16 protein-coding genes are annotated in these 21,917 nt (G+C 68.2%); 5 read left to right on the top strand and 11 right to left on the bottom strand.

The genetic code is table 11. The features are described from left to right. Positions 1–14 precede the first annotated feature (14 nt). From OG959_RS19010 to OG959_RS18990, 5 genes are all read right to left on the bottom strand, one after another. A complete protein-coding gene (locus OG959_RS19010; protein ID WP_326659979.1) occupies positions 15–956 on the bottom strand; it encodes an anti-sigma factor family protein in 942 nt (313 codons plus the stop codon). Further along, complete coding sequence (sigM, locus tag OG959_RS19005; protein ID WP_326659977.1) at positions 953–1,657, bottom strand: RNA polymerase sigma factor SigM; 705 nt, start codon at positions 1,655–1,657, stop codon at positions 953–955. The genes OG959_RS19010 and sigM overlap by 4 nt, the downstream gene beginning before the upstream one ends. Positions 1,658–1,729: 72 nt before the next feature. Continuing rightward, positions 1,730–3,448, bottom strand: a complete 1,719-nt coding sequence (locus OG959_RS19000) for a protein kinase family protein (protein WP_326659975.1) — start codon at positions 3,446–3,448, stop codon at positions 1,730–1,732. A 128-nt stretch (positions 3,449–3,576) separates the two neighbouring features. Next, positions 3,577–5,736, bottom strand: a complete 2,160-nt coding sequence (gene murJ, locus OG959_RS18995; protein WP_326659973.1) for a murein biosynthesis integral membrane protein MurJ — start codon at positions 5,734–5,736, stop codon at positions 3,577–3,579. Positions 5,737–5,785: 49 nt separating this feature from the next. Continuing rightward, a complete protein-coding gene (locus tag OG959_RS18990; protein WP_326659971.1) occupies positions 5,786–8,083 on the bottom strand; it encodes a DUF6049 family protein in 2,298 nt (765 codons plus the stop codon). Positions 8,084–8,266: 183 nt separating this feature from the next. Here OG959_RS18990 and OG959_RS18985 point away from each other — a divergent pair, with 183 nt between their 5' ends. Beyond that, positions 8,267–9,709: a CCA tRNA nucleotidyltransferase gene (locus tag OG959_RS18985; protein WP_326659969.1), complete on the top strand. Its 1,443-nt coding sequence runs from the start codon at positions 8,267–8,269 to the stop codon at positions 9,707–9,709. Positions 9,710–9,818: 109 nt separating this feature from the next. Here OG959_RS18985 and OG959_RS18980 read toward each other — a convergent pair whose 3' ends face one another. From OG959_RS18980 to OG959_RS18970, 3 genes are all read right to left on the bottom strand, one after another. Beyond that, positions 9,819–11,087 carry an MFS transporter gene (locus OG959_RS18980; protein WP_326659967.1) on the bottom strand — a complete coding sequence of 423 codons (1,269 nt, stop codon included), beginning with the start codon at positions 11,085–11,087 and terminating at the stop codon, positions 9,819–9,821. Between the two features lie 124 nt (positions 11,088–11,211). Further along, positions 11,212–12,294 carry an inositol-3-phosphate synthase gene (locus tag OG959_RS18975; RefSeq protein ID WP_326659966.1) on the bottom strand — a complete coding sequence of 361 codons (1,083 nt, stop codon included), beginning with the start codon at positions 12,292–12,294 and terminating at the stop codon, positions 11,212–11,214. Positions 12,295–12,356: 62 nt separating this feature from the next. Then, positions 12,357–13,061 carry a PadR family transcriptional regulator gene (locus OG959_RS18970; protein ID WP_326659964.1) on the bottom strand — a complete coding sequence of 235 codons (705 nt, stop codon included), beginning with the start codon at positions 13,059–13,061 and terminating at the stop codon, positions 12,357–12,359. A gap of 402 nt (positions 13,062–13,463) precedes the next feature. On the opposite strand from OG959_RS18970, the gene OG959_RS18965 reads away from it, so the two are divergent. Then, on the top strand, positions 13,464–16,199 hold the full coding sequence (locus OG959_RS18965; protein ID WP_326659962.1) for a transglycosylase domain-containing protein: 2,736 nt from the start codon (positions 13,464–13,466) through the stop codon (positions 16,197–16,199). Positions 16,200–16,333: 134 nt separating this feature from the next. Further along, positions 16,334–17,830 (top strand): glycosyltransferase family 87 protein, encoded by a 1,497-nt coding sequence (locus OG959_RS18960; protein WP_326659960.1) that lies wholly within the window; start codon positions 16,334–16,336, stop codon positions 17,828–17,830. A gap of 20 nt (positions 17,831–17,850) precedes the next feature. Here the strand turns inward: OG959_RS18960 and OG959_RS18955 are convergent, their stop codons facing one another. The 3 genes from OG959_RS18955 to OG959_RS18945 all read right to left on the bottom strand — a co-directional run bounded on the left by OG959_RS18955 (position 17,851) and on the right by OG959_RS18945 (position 20,643). Continuing rightward, positions 17,851–18,882 carry an alanine racemase gene (locus OG959_RS18955; protein ID WP_136330867.1) on the bottom strand — a complete coding sequence of 344 codons (1,032 nt, stop codon included), beginning with the start codon at positions 18,880–18,882 and terminating at the stop codon, positions 17,851–17,853. 133 nt (positions 18,883–19,015) lie between these two features. After that, entirely contained in the window at positions 19,016–20,134 is a 1,119-nt protein-coding gene (locus tag OG959_RS18950; RefSeq protein ID WP_219569104.1) for a lipid II:glycine glycyltransferase FemX, read from the bottom strand. 188 nt (positions 20,135–20,322) lie between these two features. After that, entirely contained in the window at positions 20,323–20,643 is a 321-nt protein-coding gene (locus OG959_RS18945; protein WP_219569102.1) for a hypothetical protein, read from the bottom strand. A gap of 279 nt (positions 20,644–20,922) precedes the next feature. Here OG959_RS18945 and rpsF point away from each other — a divergent pair, with 279 nt between their 5' ends. Beyond that, on the top strand, positions 20,923–21,213 hold the full coding sequence (rpsF, locus tag OG959_RS18940; protein WP_148019639.1) for a 30S ribosomal protein S6: 291 nt from the start codon (positions 20,923–20,925) through the stop codon (positions 21,211–21,213). Positions 21,214–21,287: 74 nt separating this feature from the next. Then, complete coding sequence (locus tag OG959_RS18935) at positions 21,288–21,905, top strand: single-stranded DNA-binding protein (protein WP_148019638.1); 618 nt, start codon at positions 21,288–21,290, stop codon at positions 21,903–21,905. The last annotated feature ends 12 nt before the right edge of the window (positions 21,906–21,917 follow it).

The raw sequence follows: 21,917 nt of genomic DNA, 5'->3' as shown, positions 1-21,917 counted from the left end.
ATCCGGCGTGATTCTCAGGGGCGCGCGTAGACGTGCGTCAGCAGGAGTTTCCCCTTGACCGCAGGCTCGGCGCCGACGCATGCCGCATCGACGACGTAGGCCTGAACCCTGGCGGAGTCCGTGGGGTGCGGCAGCACGACGAGGAAGGCGTCGGAACCTTCGTAGGTGCCCCGCTCGATGGCGAGGGCGGCGGTGTTCCGGCCGGTGCCCTGCTCGATGCAGGGGGGGACGGTCACGGAGGGAGCGCGGAGCGGGGTTTGAGGTGACGCGGAGGTGGGCGACGTGGATTCCGTCGAAGACTTCGTGTCGGCGGAAGGATCCTGCTTTTCGCCGCTGGATTCCTGCGGGCCGACGGTGTCCGTGCGGGAGCCCAGAAGGCTGTGAACCCGCTCTTCCAGAGTGGACTGCGAGAACGACTGTGATCCGTCCCTCGAAGCGCTGACGCCTTGGTCGGCTGCCTTGAGTCCGTCGGAGCTCCCGGACGAGGTGACGTTCTGCAGAAGCAGGACGCTCACGCTGACGACAGCGGCGCCGAGTGCGGCACCGAGCACGGCGTTTCGGCGCCGCCGGCGGACGGCACGGCGGCCGGGACCGGTTGCGGCACGTGAGCGCCCTGCGGGGCGGTCCGCGAGCTCCTTCGTCGTGCCAGCGGGCTCTGTTTCACGTGAAACATCTGCCGTGGAGGCAGGCGATTCGAAGGGAGCGCGCCCTCGTGCTTCGTCCGCGAGTGCGGCGTCTATGCGGTCAGCGACATCGGCGGGCATGGGTACAGCGGCGGGCAGAGTGCCCAGGAGACCACGGATCTCCTCCAGTGAGGCGAGGACGTCGGAGCAGATCCCGCAGTCGGCCAGATGGCTTCGGACACCCTCGGCACGGGACGGGGAGAGCAGGTCCTCGGTGAGGTCGGAGATCTCCGAGACTTCCGGGTGCCGGGTCGCGTCGGTCGTTGATGTCATGTGCGTCCACCTCCGCCCTTCGCTGCCGCTGGATCACTCGTGTCCGCGTCCCTTGGTCCCGCCGCCGGTGGGACGGATGCTCTCGGCGTCCGGTTCCCTTCCGTTCGTGGTCCCTCACTGTCGCCGGTCCCGCTGCGGAGATGGGTGAGCTGAGGGGCCAGCCTGGCGCGTCCGCGCGCGCAGCGGCTCTTCACGGTACCGACCGGCACATCGAGGATGCGGGCCGCTTCCGCCACCGGGTACCCCTGCATGTCGACGAGGACGAGGGCGGCACGTTGTTCGGCGGGAAGCGTGGCCAGCGCCGCGAACAGCTCGCGCTGGAGGTCCTGGCGCTCGGCCGGCGCCTCGGCGGACTCGTGGGGCTCCATGAGCTGGTCGAGCCGCTCCGCGTCGTCGACCGGCGCGGTCTTCCGGGAGGAGGCCTTCCGGACCCGGTCGAGACAGGCGTTGACCGTGATCCGGTGCAGCCAGGTCGTGACGGCGGACTGGCCACGGAAGGTGTGGGCGGCGCGGAAGGCGGAGATCAGGGCGTCCTGCACGGCATCGGCCGCTTCCTCGCGGTCGCCCAGGGTCCGCAGCGCCACGGCCCACAGCCGGTCGCGATGACGTCGTACGAGCTCACCGAAGGCGTCCGCGTCGCCTGCTACATGGCGAGCGAGGAGGTCTGAGTCGCTGAGTGGTCCGGACGGCTCGGCGGCCACCTCCCCCTCCCTCCCTCTGTGAATCAAGGTCCGTCTGTCTATCACGGTTGAGGCAGGCAAGGGGAGGGGCGGTCAGCCGAGAACGGAGATCTCTGAAATTCCTCCGCGGAATCCGCTGCCCGTGTCGTCCTGAGGAAGCTCCGTGATGTGGATCAGGATGTAGCGGGTCCGCACCGGTTTGGCGAGGGATTCCTTGAGACTGCTTCCTGCCGTTCCCAACTGGGTGAGGTGCTGTGGGAAGTCGGAGAGGGACGAGGGTGCGGAAGCGTTCTCGTCGGCCGCCAGAACCTCCGCCTTCTGCCCGCTGCGGTACATGGTGACGTCGACGCCCGAGACGTCCTGCACGCTCCCCAGATCCACGACTACCCCGCTGCCGTCCTTGCGGGCATCGATGTTGCCGAAGTTCGGGAAGCCTCGGTACTGCGGGGTGATCCAGGAGGTACCCGGTTTGCCGTCGACCGTGTTGGGAGCCTCGTCCTGGCTGATGCCTGACCCGCTGGGCGTGAACTCCGTGGCACCGGCGATTTTCAGGGGTACGGCAGGCCGAGGCTTCGGCTCGTCGCCGTTCTCCGGGTTGGTCTGCGTCGTGCCCGGGTCGTCGGAGCCCTTGTCGCGGTCCAGGAGCGTCTCCGCCAGCTGCCAGCTGCCCAGACCGAGCGCGGCGATGAGCAGCGCGGACACGGCCCACTTGAGCGCCTTCCCGGTGCGGCTCTGGAGCGGGGCGGGAGGTACGACGACGGGCGGGGTGACGACGCCGTTGCCGGGTCCGGCCGGGCGCCCGTAGGTGCCCTGCTGGTACGTGGTCCGCTGGTACTCCGGCGGGGCGGTGAACGTGGGCTCGGGCGGGCGGATGCGCGGCATCGCCGCGACGGCCTTGGCGAGCTCGTCCGGGGTGGTGCACGGCTGCTCCTGGCGGGAGGCCGTGGCTCCGTCGTTGGCGAGCGCCCGCATGGCGATCTCGGAGAGGCCGCGGTGGACTCCTGCCCGCACCTGGTCGGGTGCGATCAGCCCGACGCCCTTGGGGAGCCCGGTGAGGCCGTAGGCATCGCTCTCATAGGGCCAGCGCCGGGTCAGCGCCGCGTACAGCAGGGCCCCGATCGCCTCGGTGTCAGCACGCTGGGGACCGTCGGAGGTGATCCCCCGCAGCGCGGCGTTCACGGCGAGGCCGCGGATGCGGTACTGGCCGGAGGAACTGCGCAGCACCGCCCCGGGCGTGAGCCTCAGATGGGCCAGGCCCTCGCGGTGTGCGGCAGCCATCGCCTGGGACAGCTGACTGACGAGCTGGTAGGCGTCATGGGCGTCCATCGGCCCCGCGCCCAGGAGGGCCGTCAGCTCGGTGGCGTCCGGAAGCCACTCATGGACGACGTAGACGAGATCGTTCTCCTCCACGGCGTCGAGGACCTGCACGAAGCGGGGGTCGCCGAGCAGGGCGGACGACCGGGCCGCGGCCAGCACGGAGCGGGCCCGTGGGTGGTCGGCGGGCAGGAGATGCACTCCCACCGCGCGGCGCAGTTTCTCGTCGACAGCGCGCCAGCTGCTGAACCCGTCCAGACGGGTGACGCACTCCTCGAGCCGGTAGCGCCCGGCAAGCTTGTGACCGCTGTGCAGATCAGGGGTCGGCACGGTGGTTCCGGAGCCGCCCGGCTCGCTCTCCGCGTCCTGAGGGCTTGTACCCGTTGAATCCTGAGCTTCTGCCGTACCGTCGCTCGTGGCCTCGTCCGCCTTCGCGGCCAGCGGCTTGTCGCCACTGTTGTCGGCCACGTCGACGGCAGCCGTGCTACGTTCCGCCACCGTCGTTCCTGCCTCCCCATCCGTTGGGCGATGCCAGCCAGCCCCGCACAGTCACGCCAATTGTGCCCACACTCCGGCACCATGCACGACACGCGGGAACCGACGATGGTTGTGCGGGCCGGTGATCCTCAGCGACCGAGCCTTCCCCTGATCATGCCGACCATGCCGTTGATCTCTTCGATCCGCATCCGCTTCGCCGCGACGACGAAGACTCCCAGCAGCACGATCCCGCCGCATAGCAGGGCCAGGAGCGAGCCAGAGGCGCCGTCGCCGAGCACGTGGAGAAGGCCGAACCCCACCCCGCCGGCGATCACTGCCGCAGGGATCGCCGCGAGGCACAGGCGGGCGTAGGTACGCAGGACGTGTGCACCGTCCAGGTCGCCGCCCAGACGGTTGCGGAGCCGGCGCCACGCGATGCCGACGCCGACGGCGTAGGCCAGCCCGTAGGAGGCGGCCATGCCGACCACGGCCCACTGGGCGGGCAGCACGACGTAGCAGATGGCCGAGGCAGCCGCGTTGACGAGGGCGACGATGACGGTGTTGTAGAAGGGCGTCCGGGTGTCCTCGTACGCGTAGAACCCGCGCAGCACCACGTACTGCACGGAGTAGGGAATCAGTCCGAGGCCGAAGGCCATCAGGATGAATCCCATGGAGCGGGCGGCCTCGGGGCCGCTGGAAGCATAGAGCAGGGTGCACATCGGTACGCCCAGGGCGAGGAAGCCGAAAGCGACGGGGACGATGGCCACCGCCGAGTTGCGCAGGCCCTGCGAGATGTCGTCGCGGACCGCGCCCGGGTCGTTGTCGTGGGCGGCACGGGAGATGCGCGGCAGCAGAGCGGCCATGACCGACACGGTGATGATCGCCTGCGGCATGCCCCAGATCAGCTGAGCGTTGGAGTACGCGAGGAAGCCCGCCCCGTTCTGGCCGGACGCCTTGCCCGCAGAGGTCGCGAGCTGGGTGACGACCAGCACACCGGCCTGGTTGGCGAGGACGAACAGCACCGTCCACTTGGCCAGCTTGACCGTCTTGCCGAGCCCGTGGCCCCTCCAGTCGAAGCGAGGACGGAAGCGGAACCCGGCCTCACGCAGATACGGGATCATGGCCAGGGCCTGGACGACGAGGCCGAGCAGGGTGCCGATGCCCAGCAGCCGGACGCCCTCCGGCGGGATCGTCGTGACACCCATCTGGGACTCGTGCGAAGTGCCGTACACCCAGATGAACAGGCCGAACGTGACGATCATGACGATGTTGTTGAGGACCGGGGTCCACATCATCGCGCCGAACTTTCCGCGGGCGTTGAGGATCTGCCCCATGACGACGTGCACACCCATGAAGAAGATGGTGGGCAGGCAGTACCGGGCGAACGTGGTGGCCACGTTGTTGGCCGCGGGATCGCCGGCGATCGTCGAGGACATCAGGCGGATGAGGAAGGGCGCGGCGAACACCGCCACGGCGACGATCAGCGCGAGCGCCACCATCACCAGGGTCAGCAGTCGGTTGGCATAGGCCTCGCCGCCGTCCTCGTCGTCCTTCATCGAGCGGACGAGCTGTGGGACGAAGACGGAGTTGAGGCCGCCGCCCACGGTGAGGATGTAGATCATCGTCGGCAGCGTGTACGCGATGGTGAAGCTGTCGCCGAGCAGGGCCGCGCCGAGCGCGGCGGTGATCACGAGGCTGCGGACGAAGCCGGTGAGCCGTGAGACGAGGGTGCCGGCGGCCATGACCGCGCTGGACTTCAGGAGGCTGGACGCCCGCCCGCCGCCCGACTTCGGCGGTGCGGGTGCGGGGACCGGCTCGGGGCGGTCCGGGGCCGGGGTCCCTGCCGGGCCCTCCTGGTCCCTGAAGAGGTGCGCGAAAGCGTCCGGCTCCTCGCGGTTCGTCGACGCCTGGGTGACGAGATCGTCGATGCCCACGAACTGGGTGGTCGCGGCATCGTCCCCGTACGGCAGGTGGCGCGACGGGCCGTCCGGCTCGGGGGGCGGGGTCTGCGCCCAGATCCGCGGATCGGGCGGGTACTGGGCGGCCGGCGGCTGCTGGTACAGCGGCTGCGCCTGCTGATAGGTCCCAGGGGGCGGCGGCGGGTGCGCGGCGCGGTCGTACAGCGCCTCGCTCACCGGGTCCTGGGCGGAGAGATCCTGGGACCGGTAGGGGTCGTAGTCATACGCGTCCTGCAGATACGGGTCCGGGGCCGGGGGTACCTGCTCCGGTCCCGGGGGCACGGGCGGCCCCCCGGGATACCCAGCTCCGCCCGTACCCTGACCGCGGTCACCGTCGTACGGCGCGTTCATCGAAACCCCACCTCATCGTCCCCGGCCGACCGGCCACGACAGACATCGCTCAACGGTCCACTTTCTCACCCGTGCCCGACGGCTCCGTGCTTTCGGGACCGGTGTCCGGCGTCGGGTCACTCGGCTGCTCGGGTTCACTGCCGTCGTCACCCGCCGCGCCGCCCGCGTTGGCACGCTTGCGATGTGCATACATCCGGATGCCGGCGAGGACCAGGAGCAGGAGGCCACCGGCGATCACGAGCAGCACGGTGGGGGTGAGCTCGGACACCTTCACGGTGAACGCCATCTCCGCGCCGTACGGCCTGCCGTCATCCGTGTAGAGCTGCGCGGTCATCTGTACCTGACCGTTGATGTTGGCCGCGGCATCGAACTTCACGGACTGGCTGTGGCCGGCGCCGATCTGGATCGGCTGCTCCGCCACGGCGCCGCCGTCGTTCAGCTCAAGGCGCGTCGCGTTCTCCGACTTCAGCCGGAGCACCAGATGATCGACGTCCTGGAGAAGCCTGTTCTGCACCGTCACGGGAATCGTGGCGCTGCGGCCGGACAGGGTGACGTCCGACTTCGAGATGAGCTGGACCTCGTTGATGAGGCCCTGGAGGTAGGTGCGCACCGAGTCGCGGTACTGCTGGGCCTCCAGAGGCTTGCCCCGCCACGACGTGGACATGGACCGGTTGACGGCGTTACCGAAGGGGGTCACCACCCGCTCGGGCTGGGTGAGGATGACCTGGAAGTTGTCGAGGGAGGCCTGGGTGGACTTGATGTCCTGAAAGGCCTGGGTGGGCAGCTCCTGGCTGCGCAGCTTCTTCGGGTACTGCGATGTCCGGGGGACCGTGGTGGTCGCCTCGGCGTCAGGCTTCGCCGCCGCTGCCTCGATCAGGCTCTGGGACTCGGTCCAGCGCCCGTCGTCGAGGGCGTGAAGCGCGCGGGCCATCGACTGGGCCTGGGCGATGGTCGGCATCCGCTGGGGAGCCACGACGATGCTTCGGTCCTTGTCCGTGTCCTGCTCGGACAGCGCGAGCGTGAGGGCGAGGAACTTCTGCACGGCGAGCGTGGAGTCCCCGGCCTTCGCCATGTCGCCCTGGAAGGCCTTGGAGAGCCGGGCGTCGGACACCACCGCGGTGGTGCCGCCGCCGATGGGCCGCGCGGCAGTCGGTGTGTACGAGAGGCCGGCGGTCTCCTGGAGGCTGTCGCTGCGGGCGATCACGTTGTGGGCACCCGTCGAGGTGGCGACATCCACGATGGACGGATCGATCGCACCGTCGACGGGCCAGGCGAAGTCGGTCGACGGCTTCAGATGGAGGATCGTCTCCACCGTCACCCCGGCGACCTCGCTGGCCGTCTGGAGGTGGCTGAGCGTGCCCGATACGTTCTTGCCGCGGTGTGCGATGGAAGCCAGATCGGGGTCCCCGAAGGGCAGCGCGACGACCTTGCCGTCGGCCACGGCAGCTTCCAGCGAGCTGAGCCACTTCTTGGCCACTGCCTGGTTCGTCCCGGCGACCGTGGTGTCACCCGACTTGACGCGATAGCTCTTGGTCATGGCGTCGACGCTGGCGAGCAGGTCCGGGTCGATGACCCAGGTCACGGGCAACTGGCTGCCGAGCGACACCATCCGTTCGAGGCGGCCGCCCGGTGCGATCTCGGCGGCCAGGTCGTCATCGGCGAACACCGGGGTCTGCTGCTCGTCGGAGCCGGTCTCCGCGGTGAGATGCGCCGACGCGATCAGCGGCCACAGGTAGCTGATGCCGGTCTTGGAGTCACTGTCCTTGTTCTGCCAGGGCAGGAACGTCCGCTGGATGCCGAGCACGTGGTCGTACTGAGCGCCGGCCGTCTGACCCGACAACGAGACGCCCAGCTGATAGACCCCGTCGTCGCCGAGGTCCAGCTTGCTGACCGGCACGGACAGCGTGAAGTCCTGGCTGATGCCCGAAGGCAGCTTGGCGATCTTGACCGTGTACTTGCCGCCGACCGGGTACGGATCCGCCCCCGGGACGTACCCCGTGCGCTGAGCAGCCGCGTCGATCGAGGTCCTGTTGTAGAGCCGCGGGCCCACGCGCAGATCGACCTGCGCGTCGGTGACGGTTTCCTTGCCCCGGTTGACCAGGGTGCCGGAGACGGTGAGCGTGTCCCCCTTCACCGGGGCGCTCGGCGTCAGGGTGTCCAGGGACACCGAGACGGTGCTGGAGCCCGTGGGAGCCTTGCTCGTCCCGCCGGCCTGCGCCTGCGGAGCGGCCACCCCGGCCAGCAGAGCGGCAACGAGTGGGGCCCCGGCGAGCACGGCGGCTGTGCGCCGCAGCCACCGACGGGCAGGAGAGGGACTCGTCCCCTGGTTGTCTGCCGCCTCGGCCACGCGTATCCGTCCCTCGTCGTCGTCAGCTGCTGTCGATCGTTGTCTCCGTCGCTGCGTCCCCGCATGGTAACGATCTGCGCCGCGGTCAAGTGCCAGGGAGTGGGTCACATGAGTGGGAGCGTCTCGCAGGGTGAACGGAAACCATGACGCCCGGGCCGGTCCGGGCACGTACCCTTTTCTGTTGTGCCGAACGCCAATGAAGACAACTCCAGCGCCCTGACCCAGGTGCAGCTCCGCGCAGTCAGCGAACTGCTGCGGGTGTCCCCGGTCGCCGACGATCTCGCCCGCCGATTCCAGGATGCCGGATTCGGTCTCGCCCTGGTCGGCGGGTCGGTCCGGGACGCGCTCCTCGGCCGGCTGGGGAACGACCTGGACTTCACGACCGACGCGCGTCCCGAGGACGTGCTGAAGATCGTCAGGCCCTGGGCGGACTCGGTGTGGGAGGTCGGGATCGCCTTCGGCACGGTGGGCGCGCAGAAGGACGGCTACCAGATCGAAGTCACCACATACCGGTCCGAGGCGTACGACAGGACCTCGCGGAAGCCCGAGGTCTCCTACGGTGACTCGATCGAGCAGGACCTCGTCCGCCGCGATTTCACGGTGAACGCGATGGCCGTCGCGCTGCCGCAGAAGGAGTTCGTCGATCCGTACGGTGGCCTCGATGACTTGGCGGAGCGAGTGCTGCGCACCCCGGGGACGCCTGAGGACTCCTTCTCGGACGACCCGCTGCGCATGCTCCGCGCCGCGCGCTTCGCCGCGCAGCTCGACTTCGAGGTGGCCCCGGACGTCGTCGCCGCGATGACGGAGATGGCGGGCCGCATCGAGATCGTCTCTGCCGAGAGGGTCCGGGAGGAGCTCAACAAGCTGCTGCTCTCCTCGCACCCCCGTGAGGGGCTCGCGCTCCTCGTCGACACGGGACTGGCCGACCAGGTCCTTCCCGAGCTCCCCGCGCTCCGGCTGGAACGTGACGAGCATCACCGTCACAAGGATGTGTACGAGCACTCCCTGACCGTCCTGGAGCAGGCGATCGACCTGGAGCAGGACGGCCCGGATCTCGTTCTGCGCCTTGCCGCTCTCCTCCATGACATCGGCAAGCCGAGGACCCGGCGGTTCGAGAAGGACGGGCGGGTCTCGTTCCATCACCACGAAGTGGTGGGCGCCAAGATGGTCAAGAAGCGCATGACCGATCTCAAGTACTCCAACGACATGGTCAAGGACGTTGCCAAGCTGGTGGAGCTGCACCTGCGCTTCCACGGGTACGGCGACGGGGAGTGGACCGACTCGGCGGTCCGCCGCTATGTGCGTGATGCGGGCCCCTTGCTGGAGCGGCTGCACAAGCTGACCCGCTCGGACTGCACCACGCGCAACAAGCGCAAGGCCAGTGCTCTCTCGCGGACCTATGACGGACTTGAGGAGCGCATCGCTCAGTTGCAGGACCAGGAGGAGCTGGACTCGATCCGGCCGGACCTGGACGGCAACGAGATCATGCGGATCCTGGACGTCGGACCGGGGCCGGTCATCGGCAAGGCGTATGCGTTCCTGCTTGAACTGCGTCTGGAGAACGGGCCGATGGAGCACGACACGGCAGTCGCAGAGCTCAAGAAGTGGTGGGCGGCACAGAGCTGAAGTCGCGACGATCCGGTCCGCGGGCTGCTGGTCATGTTTCACGTGAAACATGACCAGCAGCGGACGCGTCGAGGGCGCTGTTTCACGTGAAACAGCGCCCTCAGTCGAATCAGCGCCCTCGGCCGGTCCTGCTCCATCGCCACAGCATCGCGGCCACGAGGGCGTAGAGCAGAGCGACCCCGATCACCACCGTTGCCGATCTCCCGTCTATGGGCAGCAGGAGCGCAGAGGCTGCTGCTGCGCCCACGAAGGCCACGTTGAACAGCACGTCATAGAGCGAGAAGATCCTGCCGCGGAACGAGTCGTCCACCGTCGTCTGCACCACGGTGTCCGTCGCGATCTTCGCTCCCTGGGTCACCAGGCCGAGGACGAACGCTGCGACGAGCATCGGGGCGGGCCTGAACCAGAGGCCCAGGGCCGGTTCAAGGACAGCTGCCGCCGCAGCACACACCATCATCCAGCGGAACCTTCCCAGTCGGCCGGCGGCCCAGGGAGTCAGTACGGCGGCCGCGAAGAAGCCCGCACCGGACACCCCGACCGCCAGGCCGAGCAGTGCCAGCCCGTCGGAATCGTTGTCGGTCCAGGCGTACCGGCACAGCATCAGGACCATGACTGTCAGCGCCCCGTAACAGAAGCGGATCACTGTCATGGCGGCCAGGGCCCGAGCAGCGTTCCTTCGCTCTGCCAGATGGTGCAACCCGTGGCGCAGACCACGTGCGGTGGTGGTCAGCGCCGCACGCAGACGAAGGTGGCTTTCGCTCCGGTCCGGACCCAGCAGGCCGGAAGCAAGGCTCAGGGACGCCAGCGCCGAGGCGAGGTAGAGCCCGGCGCCCAGGAGTACCACCGCAGCGTCCGAGTCCGAGAGGACCAGACGGACGGCGAAGGCGAGACCGCCGCCTGCCGTGGCGGCGAGGGTGCCCGCGGTCGGTGACAGCGAGTTGGCCAGCACCAGCAGGTCCCGGTCGACGACGCGCGGCAGCGCGGCGGAGAGGCCGGCCAGGACGAAGCGGTTGACCGCGGTCACGCAGAGCGCCGAGGCGTAGAAGAGCCAGTCGGGGGCTGAGCCGAGGATCAGGAGGGCTGTGCAGCAGGCGAGCGCGGCGCGCAGCAGATTGCCATAGAGGAAGACCTGCCTGCGTGGCCAGCGGTCCAGCAGTACACCGGCGAACGGGCCGATGAGCGAGTAGGGCAGCAGGAGTACGGCCATCGCGGAGGCGATCGCACCGGCGGAGGCCTGCTTCTCCGGGGAGAAGACGACATGTGCGGCGAGGGCCACCTGATAGACGCCGTCGGCGGACTGGGACAGGATCCGCACGGCCAGCAAGCGGCGGAAGTTCCGAAGGCGCAGGAGTACGCGCAGGTCACGCACGACGGGCATGGGAGCAAGGGTCACATACGTTGAGGGTCCCCGGGCGGATTGCCCGGGGACCCTCAAGGGTGCGTGAGTCAAGAAGCGTTGCCGCTCCTCACTGCGCCGCGCCGATGCACCGTGTCAGGTGACGTTACTGGGAGACCTCACCGCGGATGAACTTCTCGACGTTCTCGCGGGCCTCGTCGTCGAAGTACTGAACCGGCGGCGACTTCATGAAGTACGAGGACGCGGAGAGGATCGGGCCGCCGATGCCGCGGTCCTTCGCGATCTTCGCAGCGCGGACGGCGTCGATGATGACACCGGCCGAGTTCGGGGAGTCCCAGACCTCGAGCTTGTACTCCAGGTTCAGCGGAACGTCGCCGAACGCGCGGCCCTCGAGGCGCACGTACGCCCACTTGCGGTCGTCCAGCCACGCCACGTAGTCCGACGGACCGATGTGGACGTTGTCCGCACCGAGCTCACGGTCGCGGATCTGCGAGGTCACGGCCTGGGTCTTCGAGATCTTCTTGGACTCAAGGCGCTCACGCTCGAGCATGTTCTTGAAGTCCATGTTGCCGCCGACGTTCAGCTGCATCGTGCGGTCCAGGACGACGCCCCGGTCCTCGAACAGCTTCGCCATCACGCGGTGCGTGATGGTGGCGCCGACCTGCGACTTGATGTCGTCGCCGACGATCGGGACACCGGCCTCGGTGAACTTGTCCGCCCACTCCTTGGTGCCGGCGATGAAGACCGGGAGAGCGTTGACGAACGCGACCTTGGCGTCGATGGCGCACTGCGCGTAGAACTTCGCAGCGACCTCGGAACCGACCGGCAGGTAGCAGACGAGGACGTCGACCTTGCGGTCCTTGAGGATCTGGACGATGTCGACCGGGGCCTCGGCCGACTCCTCGATGGTCTCGCGGTAGTACTTGCCCAGGCCGTCGTGGGTGTGGCCGCGCTGGACGGTCACGCCGGCGCTCGGCACGTCGCAGAGCTTGATGGTGTTGTTCTCGCTGGCGCCGATGGCGTCCGAGAGGTCGAGGCCGACCTTCTTCGCGTCGACGTCGAAGGCGGCGACGAACTCGACGTCGCTGACGTGGTACTCGCCGAACTGGACGTGCATCAGACCGGGCACCTTGCCGGCCGGATCGGCGTCCTTGTAGTACTCGACGCCCTGGACCAGCGAGGCGGCGCAGTTGCCCACGCCGACGATGGCTACGCGAACCGAACCCATTCCGGTTGCTCCCTGTGTGTAATGGATGTTCCTGATGAGGCCCCCGCGGATCTGCGGGGAACTCACTTGGCGGTGTCGCCGGACGGATCCGGCGGGTTGTTACCCCGCCGGGGCAGGCCGTCCGGCTCTCCTGCGGTGTTCTGCTGAGCTGAGCCCTCGGGCGAGGATCGTCGCTGATCCCGTCCCGACCGCTCGCTCTCGATGAGCTCGTTCAGCCAGCGCACTTCGCGCTCCACGGACTCCATGCCGTGTCGCTGAAGCTCAAGTGTGTAATCGTCGAGGCGCTCGCGGGTGCGGGCCAGAGAGGCGCTCATCTTCTCGAGGCGCTCCTCCAGCCGGCTGCGACGGCCTTCCAGCACCCGCAACCGCACGTCGTGCTCCGTCTGACCGAAGAAGGCGAAACGAGCAGCGAAGTGCTCGTCCTCCCAGGAGTCGGGGCCCGTGTGCGAGAGCAGTTCCTCGAAGTGCTCCTTACCTTCTGCCGTCAACCGGTAGACGATCTTGGCGCGGCGCCCTGCCAGTGAAGAGGCGGGGGCGACCGCACGGCCGGCGCCGGGCGGAAGGTCTGCCGGAACATTCCCCGGCTCCTCGATCAACCAGCCATTGGCGACCAGCGTCTTGAGGCAGGGGTAAAGGGTTCCGTAGCTGAAGGCACGGAAGATCCCCAACGAGGTGTTGAGGCGCTTGCGCAGCTCGTAGCCATGCATCGGGGACTCGCGGAGCAGTCCGAGAACGGCGAACTCGAGGATGCCTGAGCGTCTGCTCAACCTCGCCTCCCCCTTCTCCTGGTGCTCTCACGTGACCCTGGGCCGAGCCGATGTACCGAGTCGATGTACCGAGCTGATGTATCGACTCGATACATCAGCACGATAGATCGGAGTCGGGGCTGCGACAAGGGGGGCCTTAGTGAGCGGCGTCACATCGCTAATTCGTAGCAACCGACTTGCGTAATTTGGGGTGAAGTTCGGCTCCAGGAGGGTTTTGACCGTGCGTAGTCTGTGCGGCATGCAGACCACCGGGAACCGTGTGACGTCCGAACGCGTCAGTTTTCGCGGACTGACCGGATGCACTGCGGATGAGCCTGTCGCAGGGCTGGTCCGTAATTCGGGGGGACCGGATCTCAACTGCCGCTTCCAGGCGATCTCGCCTGCCCGAGGAGTAGTCGTTCGATGAGCGAGCACCGTCGCAAGATGCCGCAACCGCAAGGTGGCGGGCGTGCCGCGGCCAGACGAGCCGCCCAGCAGTCCCCTGGACGCCGCTCGGCACCGTCACGCGGAGTAACGTCCGAATCACCTTCCGGTTCCTACGGCGAGGATTCCCCGTACGGCGGGCGCGCCGCAGCCAGACGGGCCGCACAGCGCGGCGGCGGTGGCCGCGGCGGCTCCGACGGCGGGGGCGGCGGCCGACGTCGCGGAGGCGGGGACGGTGGCCACGAGGGGCCCGGCCGCGGGCGTGGACGCGGAAGCCAGCGTCCGGCCAAGAAGCGCTTCATCGACTACCCACGCGCCGGCAGGTACGGCGTGCGGCGCTGGATGCCGTCGTGGAAGCTGGTCTCCGGGCTGTGCATCGCCTTTCTCGGCCTTCTGATGGGGCTCGCCGGCCTTGCGTACGCGATGGTCGCCAAACCGGAGGTCCAGGCGGCCGCGAAGGCGGAGAACAACGTCTACTTCTGGAAAGACGGCTCGCAGATGGTGGCCACCGGCGGTGATGTCAACCGCCAGATCATCGACTACGCCCAGATCCCGGAAGCGATGCGCAACGCCGTCATCTCGGCGGAGAACAAGACCTTCGACACCGACCACGGCATCGACCCGATGGGTATCGCCCGGGCCGTGTTCAACATGGCCAAGGGCGGCCAGACCCAGGGTGGATCAACGATCACCCAGCAGTACGTGAAGAACTCTCGGCTCTCCCAGGACCAGACCCTGAGCCGCAAGTTCGAAGAACTCTTCATCACGCTGAAGGTCGGCAGCGAGATGGACAAGAAAGAAATCATGGCGGGGTACCTCAACGTCTCGTACTACGGACGTGGTGCCTCCGGTATCCAGGCGGCGGCCCGTACTTACTACGGCAAGGACGCCAAGGCGCTGAATCCGAGCCAGTGCGCCTTCCTGGCCACCCTGCTCAAGGGGGCCAGCTACTACGACCCCGCAGGTGCCACGGAGGTCGACCCGGTCGAGGCGACCCCGGCGAAGAACACGGAACGGGCGATCAAGCGCTGGAAGTGGATCCTTGACGAGGAGGTCAAGGACGGCCGCCTGGAGCAGTCGGAACGCGACAAGTACACCGAGTTCCCGATGCCCGACAAGCCGAAGAAGGACGCTCAGCTGGGCGGCCAGATCGGCTACCTCGTCGCGATGGCCCGGTCCAACTTCCTCAACAACTACGACATCACCCGCGACCAGCTCGACCAGGGTGGCTACGAGATCCACACGACCTTCGACAAGAAGAAGGTCGACCAGCTCAGCAAGGCCGTCAAGAAGGTCTACGACGAGAAGATCGACCCCAAGAAGCGCCCCAAGACGGACACCCACGTCCAGTTCGGCGGCTCGTCGGTGAACCCGAAGACCGGTGCCATCGAGGCGATCTACGGCGGTGTGGACGCGACGAAGCACTACACCAGCAACGCGGATCCCACCGGCGCCGCGGTCGGCTCGACCTTCAAGCCGTTCGTGCTGGCGGCCGCGATGGAGTACGGCAAGCGGAACCCCTCGGGCGGCCCTGAGCAGGACGAGTCGCAGCGTACGAAGGTCTCGCCGAAGAGCATCTACAACGGCGACAACAAGTTGAAGATCAAGAAGTACAACGGCGACGTCTGGACTGACGAGAACGGCAAGGAGTGGCTCCAGGTCAACGACGGGGACGACTCGCTGGGCAACGTCACCCTGCGCGAGGCGATGCGGGTGTCCGCCAACTCCCCCTACGTGCAGCTGGGCATGGACGTCGGCACCGACAAGGTGAAGGACGTGGCCATCGCGGCCGGCCTGAAGGACGATGAGTACATGGCGAACGCGAGCGTTCCGTCGTTCTCCATCGGCACCTCCTCGCCCAGTACGACCCGCATGGCCGGGGCGTACGCCACCTTCGCGGCCAGTGGCCAGCAGCGTGAGCCCTTCTCGGTGACCGAGGTGAAGAAGGGCGGCGAGGTGGTCTACCAGCACAAGGAGGTCGCCAAGAGCGCCTTCTCCAACATCATCGCCGACAACGTCACCGACGTGCTCAAGAACGTCGTCGACAAGGGAACCGGCACGCCCGCCAAGCTTCCCGGACGGGACGTCGCGGGCAAGACGGGTACGACGGACGACAACCTGTCCGCCTGGTTCGTGGGCTACACCCCGCAGTTGTCGACCGCGATCAGCATGTACCGGCTGGACGACAACGAGAAGAACAAGGACCGCAAGTTCCTGAAGATGTACGGCACCGGTAATGAGACGTCGATCCACGGTGCGTCGTTCCCCGCGCAGATCTGGCACGACTACATGGCCGACGCGTTGGAGGGCCAGGAGAAGCTGTCCTTCCCGAAGCCGGAGCCGATCGGGGAGAAGGTCTACGGCGGCGGCGCGAGCCCCAAGCCGACGCCCACGCCCACGCCGACGCCCACGCCGACGCCGAGTGACACGGCGACCGTCACACCGTCGCCGACCACTCCCGAGGTCCCGACACCCGACCCGACCGACACCTGCGGTACGTGGGACCTGAACTGCCAGAACAACAACGGCGGAAACTCCACCGGCTGGACCGACGGGGGCACCGACGCCGGGACGACCGAAGGCGGCACCACCGGTACGGACGGTGGGACCACCACCGGGACCACGGGCGAGACCGACGGGGGCGTCAGCCCGTCACCCGACACAGGTGGCAACGGGAACGGGAACGGAAACGGCTGGATCGGCGGCGGCGGGTAACGCCCTGCCCGTACACCCCGCGCGTCCCATCAGGGCCCGCGCGAGGTGATCCGAGCAGCATGACGAGGGCCGCCGCACCCCAGGGTGTGGCGGCCCTCACCGTTTCCACAGCCCGGTACGGCAGGATGTGCGGCATGCCAAGCGCAGAGGACACGAGCGTGCACCAGGAACGGTCCGTCGTACGGCCCACGCACCAGGACGAGATCGCCGCGGCCGGCAGCGAGCTGATCGGTGGAAGGTCGGGGCGCTGGACCCGGCTCGGCAGCACCGCGCTCACCCCCGTGGGAGCCGTCGCCCTGGTGGCGATCGGGATGTTCGCGCTCGGCATGGTGCAGAAGCTGCCCTGCTACAACTGGGCGTGGTTCAGGGGCGCGGGCTCGCAGTACACCCATGCCTGCTACTCCGACATCCCGCACCTGTACTCCGGACGCGGCTTCGCCGAGGGCCTGGTGCCGTACTTCGACCGGCTGCCCGGCGACATGCAGTTCCTGGAGTACCCGGTCCTCACCGGCGTGTTCATGCAGATCGCGGCCTGGTTCACCCCGGGCGGATCCATCCAGGAACAGGAACAGGCCTACTGGCTCGTCAACGCGGGCATGCTGATGATCTGCACCGCCGTCCTCGCCGTGTGTGTCGCACGCACGCACCGCCGCCGCCCCTGGGACGGCCTGCTGGTGGCGCTGGCGCCCGCGTTCGCCCTCACGGCCACCATCAACTGGGACCTGCTGGCTGTCGCCCTCACGGCCGCGGCGATGCTCATGTGGTCCCGGAGCCGCCCCCTCGCGTTCGGCATCCTGATCGGTCTTGCCACGGCCGCCAAGCTCTACCCCGTGTTCCTGCTGGGCCCGGCCTTCGTGCTGTGCTGGCGGGCCGGAAAGTGGCGGGAGTTCTCGGTGGCGACGCTCGGCGCGGCCGCCTCCTGGCTGGTGGTCAACCTGCCGGTGATGGTGTTCGCGCCCGAGGGCTGGAAGAAGTTCTACACCTTCAGCCAGGAGCGCTCGATCGACTTCGGCTCCTTCTGGCTGGTCATCACCCAGCGCACCGGCGAATCCATCGAGGTCTCCACGGTCAACACCGTCTCCACGCTGGCGACGGTAGGCCTGTGCGCCGCGATCGGGGCGCTGACGCTGACAGCACCGCGCCGGCCGCGCTTCGCCCAGCTCGCGTTCCTGGTTGTCGCGGTGTTCATCCTCGTCAACAAGGTCTACTCACCGCAGTACGTGCTGTGGCTGATCCCGCTCGCCGTGCTGGCCAGGCCGCGCTGGCGGGACTTCCTGATCTGGCAGGCGTGCGAGGTCATGTACTTCCTGGGCATCTGGATGTACCTCGCCTACACGACGAGCGGGGACAAGCACCAGGGACTGCCCACGGAGGGCTATCAGCTGGCGATCGTCCTGCACCTGCTGGGCACGCTCTACCTCTGCGCCGTGGTCGTACGGGACATCCTGATGCCGGAGCGCGACGTGGTGCGGCGTGACGGCTCGGACGACCCGTCGGGCGGGGTTCTCGACGGGGCCGAGGACGTCTTCGTCCTCGGGCACGCGGCGGCGCATCCGCCGCGCCATGCCGCGTTCGCCGAGACGGGTCCGCGGGTGGAGTGGGGCACGACGGGCTCACCGGTCGCCGACTGAGCGACCGGCGGCCCGGGGCCTCAGCGGTCGACGAGCCGGTCGAACTGGGTCGTCGTGTGACGCAGATGCGCCACCAGTTCGTCGCCCACCCGCGGCTCCTCCGCGTCCGAGGGGACGAACAGGATCGACACCTGCATGTGCGGCGGCTCGGCGAACCAGCGCTGCTTGCCCGCCCAGACGAACGGCGACAGGTTGCGGTTGACGGTGGCGAGACCCGCCCGGGCCACCCCCTTGGCGCGCGGCATCACACCGTGCAGCGCCTTCGGGGCCTCCAGGCCCACGCCGTGCGACGTACCGCCCGCGACGACGACCAGCCAGCCGTCGGACGCGGCCTTCTGCTGCCGGTAGCCGAACCGGTCGCCCTTGACGACGCGCGTGACGTCGAGCACCGCGCCCCGGTACTCCGTCGCCTCGTGGTCGCCCAGCCACAGCCGGGTACCGATGCGGGCACGGAAGCGGGTCTGCGGGAACTGCTGCTGCAGCCGTCCCAGCTCCTCGGCGCGCAGATGGCTCACGAACATCGTGTGCAGGGGCAGCCGGGCGGCCCGGAGACGGTCCATCCAGGCGATGACCTCTTCGACCGCGTCCGAGCCGTCCGTGCGGTCCAGCGGCAGGTGCAGGGCGAACCCCTCGAGGCGTACGTCCTCGATGGCGGCGTGCAGCTGCCCGAGCTCCTCCTCCTTGACGCCGTGGCGCTTCATCGAGCTCATGCACTCGATGACGACACGGGCGCCCACCAGGGCGTGCACACCGTCCACGGAGGAGACGGAGCGGATGACCCGGTCGGGCAGCGGAACCGGCTCCTCGCCCCGCCGGAACGGCGTGAGCACCAGCAGATCACCGCTGAACCAGTCCTTGATGCGGGCCGCTTCGTAGGTGGTGCCGACCGCGAGGATGTCGGAGCCGAAACGGATCGCCTCGTCGGCCAGCCGCTCGTGGCCGAAGCCGTACCCGTTGCCCTTGCAGACCGGTACGAGGCCGGGGAACTGGTCGAGCACGGATTTCTGGTGCGCCCGCCAGCGCGCGGTGTCGACGTACAGGGAGAGCGCCATGGCCGGTCCGGAACCTTTCTGGTGGCTGCGGTGGTATCGGTGGTGTGCGGTGCTCCGGAAGTGCCTTCTCAGGTCCTGCCGGAAGAGCCCATTGAAACGAATAAAGCCGGTTTCGTCAGCCTTGCCCGGCGGATCAGCGGCGTGACATGTAGATGTCGAGAGCCTTGTGCAGCAGCTTGTTGAGCGGGAAGTCCCACTCGCCGAGGTACTCCGCGGCCTGGCCGCCGGTGCCCACCTTGAACTGGATCAGGCCGAAGAGGTGATCGGTCTCGTCCAGCGAATCGGAGATGCCGCGCAGGTCGTAGACGGTGGCGCCCATCGCGTACGCGTCGCGCAGCATCCGCCACTGCATCGCGTTCGAGGGACGGACCTCGCGCTTGTGGTTGGCCGAGGCGCCGTACGAGTACCAGACGTGCCCGCCCACGATCAGCATGGTCGCTGCCGCGACGTTCTCGCCCTCGTGACGGGCGAAGTAGAGCCGCATCCGGTTGGGGTCCTCGTTGTTGAGGGCCGTCCACATGCGCTGGAAGTAGCCGAGCGGACGCGGGCGGAAGTGGTCGCGTTCCGCCGTGATCTCGTAGAGACGCTGCCACTCGGCGAGCTCCGCGTAGCTGCCCTGGACGACCTCGACACCGGCCTTCTCGGCCTTCTTGATGTTGCGCCGCCAGAGCTGGTTGAAGCCCTTGTGCACGTCTTCGAGGGAGCGGTTGGCCAGCGGCACCTGGAAGATGTAGCGAGGCTGTACGTCACCGAATCCGGCGCCGCCGTCCTCGCCCTGCTGCCAGCCCATCTTCCGCAGCCGGTCCGCGACTTCGAAGGCACGCGGCTCGATGTGGGTGGCCTCGACGTCGCGCAGACGCTTCACGTCCGGGTCCTGGATGCCGGCCTTGATGGCTGCGGCGTCCCAGCGGCGGATGACGACCGGCGGGCCCATCTTCACGGAGAAGGCGCCCTGCTGCTTGAGATGCGCCAGCATCGGCTGCAGCCAGTCGTTGAGATTGGGGGCGTACCAGTTGATGACCGGGCCCTCGGGCAGATACGCGAGGTATCGCTTGATCTTGGGCAACTGCCGGTAGAGCACCAGACCGGCGCCGACGAGCTGGCCGCCCTTGTCGAACCAGCCCAGGCTCTCCGAGCGCCACTCGGCCTTCACATCCGCCCATGCCGGGACCTGCATGTGACTGGCCGCGGGCAGACTCTGGATGTACGCCAGATGCTGCTCTCGGCTGATGGTCCTCAGGGTCAGGCTCATGCGGGGCGCTCCTCGGCAGGTGTGTCCCCATGGGTCAGGGGCTCCGGCTCTCGCGCCGAAGCCTACTGTGACCGGGAAGCGCGCGGTCTGGCCCCGTCGTACCCATGCGGTCCCGGTACGGCGTACAGGGCGGCCCCGTCCGTGGACGGCGCCGCCCCGCAGGCTGCCGGGACGCTGCTGCCCCGCGGTCAGCTGATCACGCCGCCGAAGAGTCCGCCGTGGGCCATACCCAGGAAGAACCCGAGGCCGGCCGCACCCATGCCGACCAGCAGCGGGAACCTCTCCCGCGTGGTGGCGGAGATGTACAGCCCGTATCCGCCTGTGATGATGCCGACGAGTCCGGCCCACGAGCTGATCAGATGCAGGCTGTGGAACATCGCCGTCACGAACGCGAGGGCGCCGAGGGCCACCGTCACAGCCACCAGGGTGTCCTGGAGCGGATGGGGCTTGCCGTCCGTCGCGAAGAGGGAGACGGAGGAGCGGGGGCGGGATCGCATTGCTTGTGCCATGGAGTACCTCCTGGCCGAAAGGCGGCGCGTCGTGGCGCCGCTCACACCCGATGTGTACAGATTGCGTCTCCTGACCACCGGATTTCAACCGGAAGCCTGTCTGCGGGTACTCTGTACGGTCTGCACCCGTGTCTGCCCAGGCCAGCACAGTCAGCCCCTTCTCGAAGGAGGGCGTTGTCAGTGGCGGCTGTTTTACTCGGAGACACTGTTGCTTACGCATCACGACCCTCCTGCCACGGAACGACCGTGGCCGCTGAGTCCAAAGGAGGTGGGTTCCACATGCGTCACTACGAGGTGATGGTCATCCTCGACCCCGATCTCGAGGAGCGAGCAGTCTCCCCGCTGATCGAGAACTTCCTTTCCGTCGTCCGTGAGGGCGAAGGAAAGGTTGAGAAGGTCGACACCTGGGGCCGTCGTCGGCTCGCTTACGAGATCAAGAAGAAGCCCGAGGGCATCTACTCGGTCATCGACCTGCAGGCCCAGCCTGCGGTCGTCAAGGAGCTCGACCGCCAGATGAACCTGAACGAGTCGGTCCTCCGGACCAAGGTCCTCCGTCCCGAGATCCACTGAGCTTCTAGCTCAGTGGTCATCGGGTTCGAGTAGCAGCAAGCAGCCAGAAGCAATCCCCGCCGAGAGGTTCATCCATGGCAGGCGAGACCGTCATCACGGTCGTCGGCAATCTCGTCGACGACCCCGAGCTGCGCTTCACCCCGTCCGGTGCGGCGGTCGCGAAGTTCCGCGTCGCGTCCACACCCCGCATCTTCGACCGGCAGACCAATGAGTGGAAGGACGGCGAAGGCCTGTTCCTCACCTGCTCGGTCTGGCGTCAGGCGGCGGAGAACGTCGCCGAGTCGCTCACGCGAGGCATGCGCGTTGTCGTGCAGGGCCGGCTGAAGCAGCGGTCGTACGAAGACCGCGAGGGCGTCAAGCGCACGGTCTACGAGCTGGACGTCGAGGAAGTCGGCCCCAGTCTCAAGAGCGCGACTGCCAAGGTCACCAAGACCACCGGTCGCGGTGGCCAGGGCGGCGGCCAGGGTGGATACGGCGGCGGTCAGCAGGGTGGCGGTAACTGGGGCGGCGGTCCCGGTGCTGGTGGCCAGCAGGGTGGTGGCGGTGCTCCCGCCGACGACCCGTGGGCCACGAGCGCGCCGGCCGGCGGCCAGCAGGGCGGGGGCCAGCAGAGCGGCGGAGGCGGTTGGGGCGGAAGCTCCGGCGGTTCCGGCGGTTCTGGCGGCGGCTACTCGGACGAGCCTCCCTTCTAGGGCAGCTCGTAC

Origin of the sequence: Streptomyces sp. NBC_00385 (assembly GCF_035917155.1) — a bacterium.
Lineage (GTDB): Bacteria > Actinomycetota > Actinomycetes > Streptomycetales > Streptomycetaceae > Streptomyces > Streptomyces poriferorum.
This window is presented reverse-complemented; position numbering and strand designations above follow the sequence as displayed.

Coding starts and splice junctions, on each gene's coding strand:
- OG959_RS18955 (WP_136330867.1), bottom strand. CDS start 18,882: ATGGCGCTCTCCCTGTACGTCGACACCGCGCGCTGGCGGGCGCACCAG.
- OG959_RS18975 (WP_326659966.1), bottom strand. CDS start 12,294: ATGGGTTCGGTTCGCGTAGCCATCGTCGGCGTGGGCAACTGCGCCGCC.
- OG959_RS19010 (WP_326659979.1), bottom strand. CDS start 956: ATGACATCAACGACCGACGCGACCCGGCACCCGGAAGTCTCGGAGATC.
- OG959_RS18965 (WP_326659962.1), top strand. CDS start 13,464: ATGAGCGAGCACCGTCGCAAGATGCCGCAACCGCAAGGTGGCGGGCGT.
- OG959_RS18935 (WP_148019638.1), top strand. CDS start 21,288: ATGGCAGGCGAGACCGTCATCACGGTCGTCGGCAATCTCGTCGACGAC.
- murJ (WP_326659973.1), bottom strand. CDS start 5,736: ATGAACGCGCCGTACGACGGTGACCGCGGTCAGGGTACGGGCGGAGCT.
- OG959_RS18950 (WP_219569104.1), bottom strand. CDS start 20,134: ATGAGCCTGACCCTGAGGACCATCAGCCGAGAGCAGCATCTGGCGTAC.
- OG959_RS18945 (WP_219569102.1), bottom strand. CDS start 20,643: ATGGCACAAGCAATGCGATCCCGCCCCCGCTCCTCCGTCTCCCTCTTC.
- OG959_RS18980 (WP_326659967.1), bottom strand. CDS start 11,087: ATGCCCGTCGTGCGTGACCTGCGCGTACTCCTGCGCCTTCGGAACTTC.
- OG959_RS18960 (WP_326659960.1), top strand. CDS start 16,334: ATGCCAAGCGCAGAGGACACGAGCGTGCACCAGGAACGGTCCGTCGTA.
- rpsF (WP_148019639.1), top strand. CDS start 20,923: ATGCGTCACTACGAGGTGATGGTCATCCTCGACCCCGATCTCGAGGAG.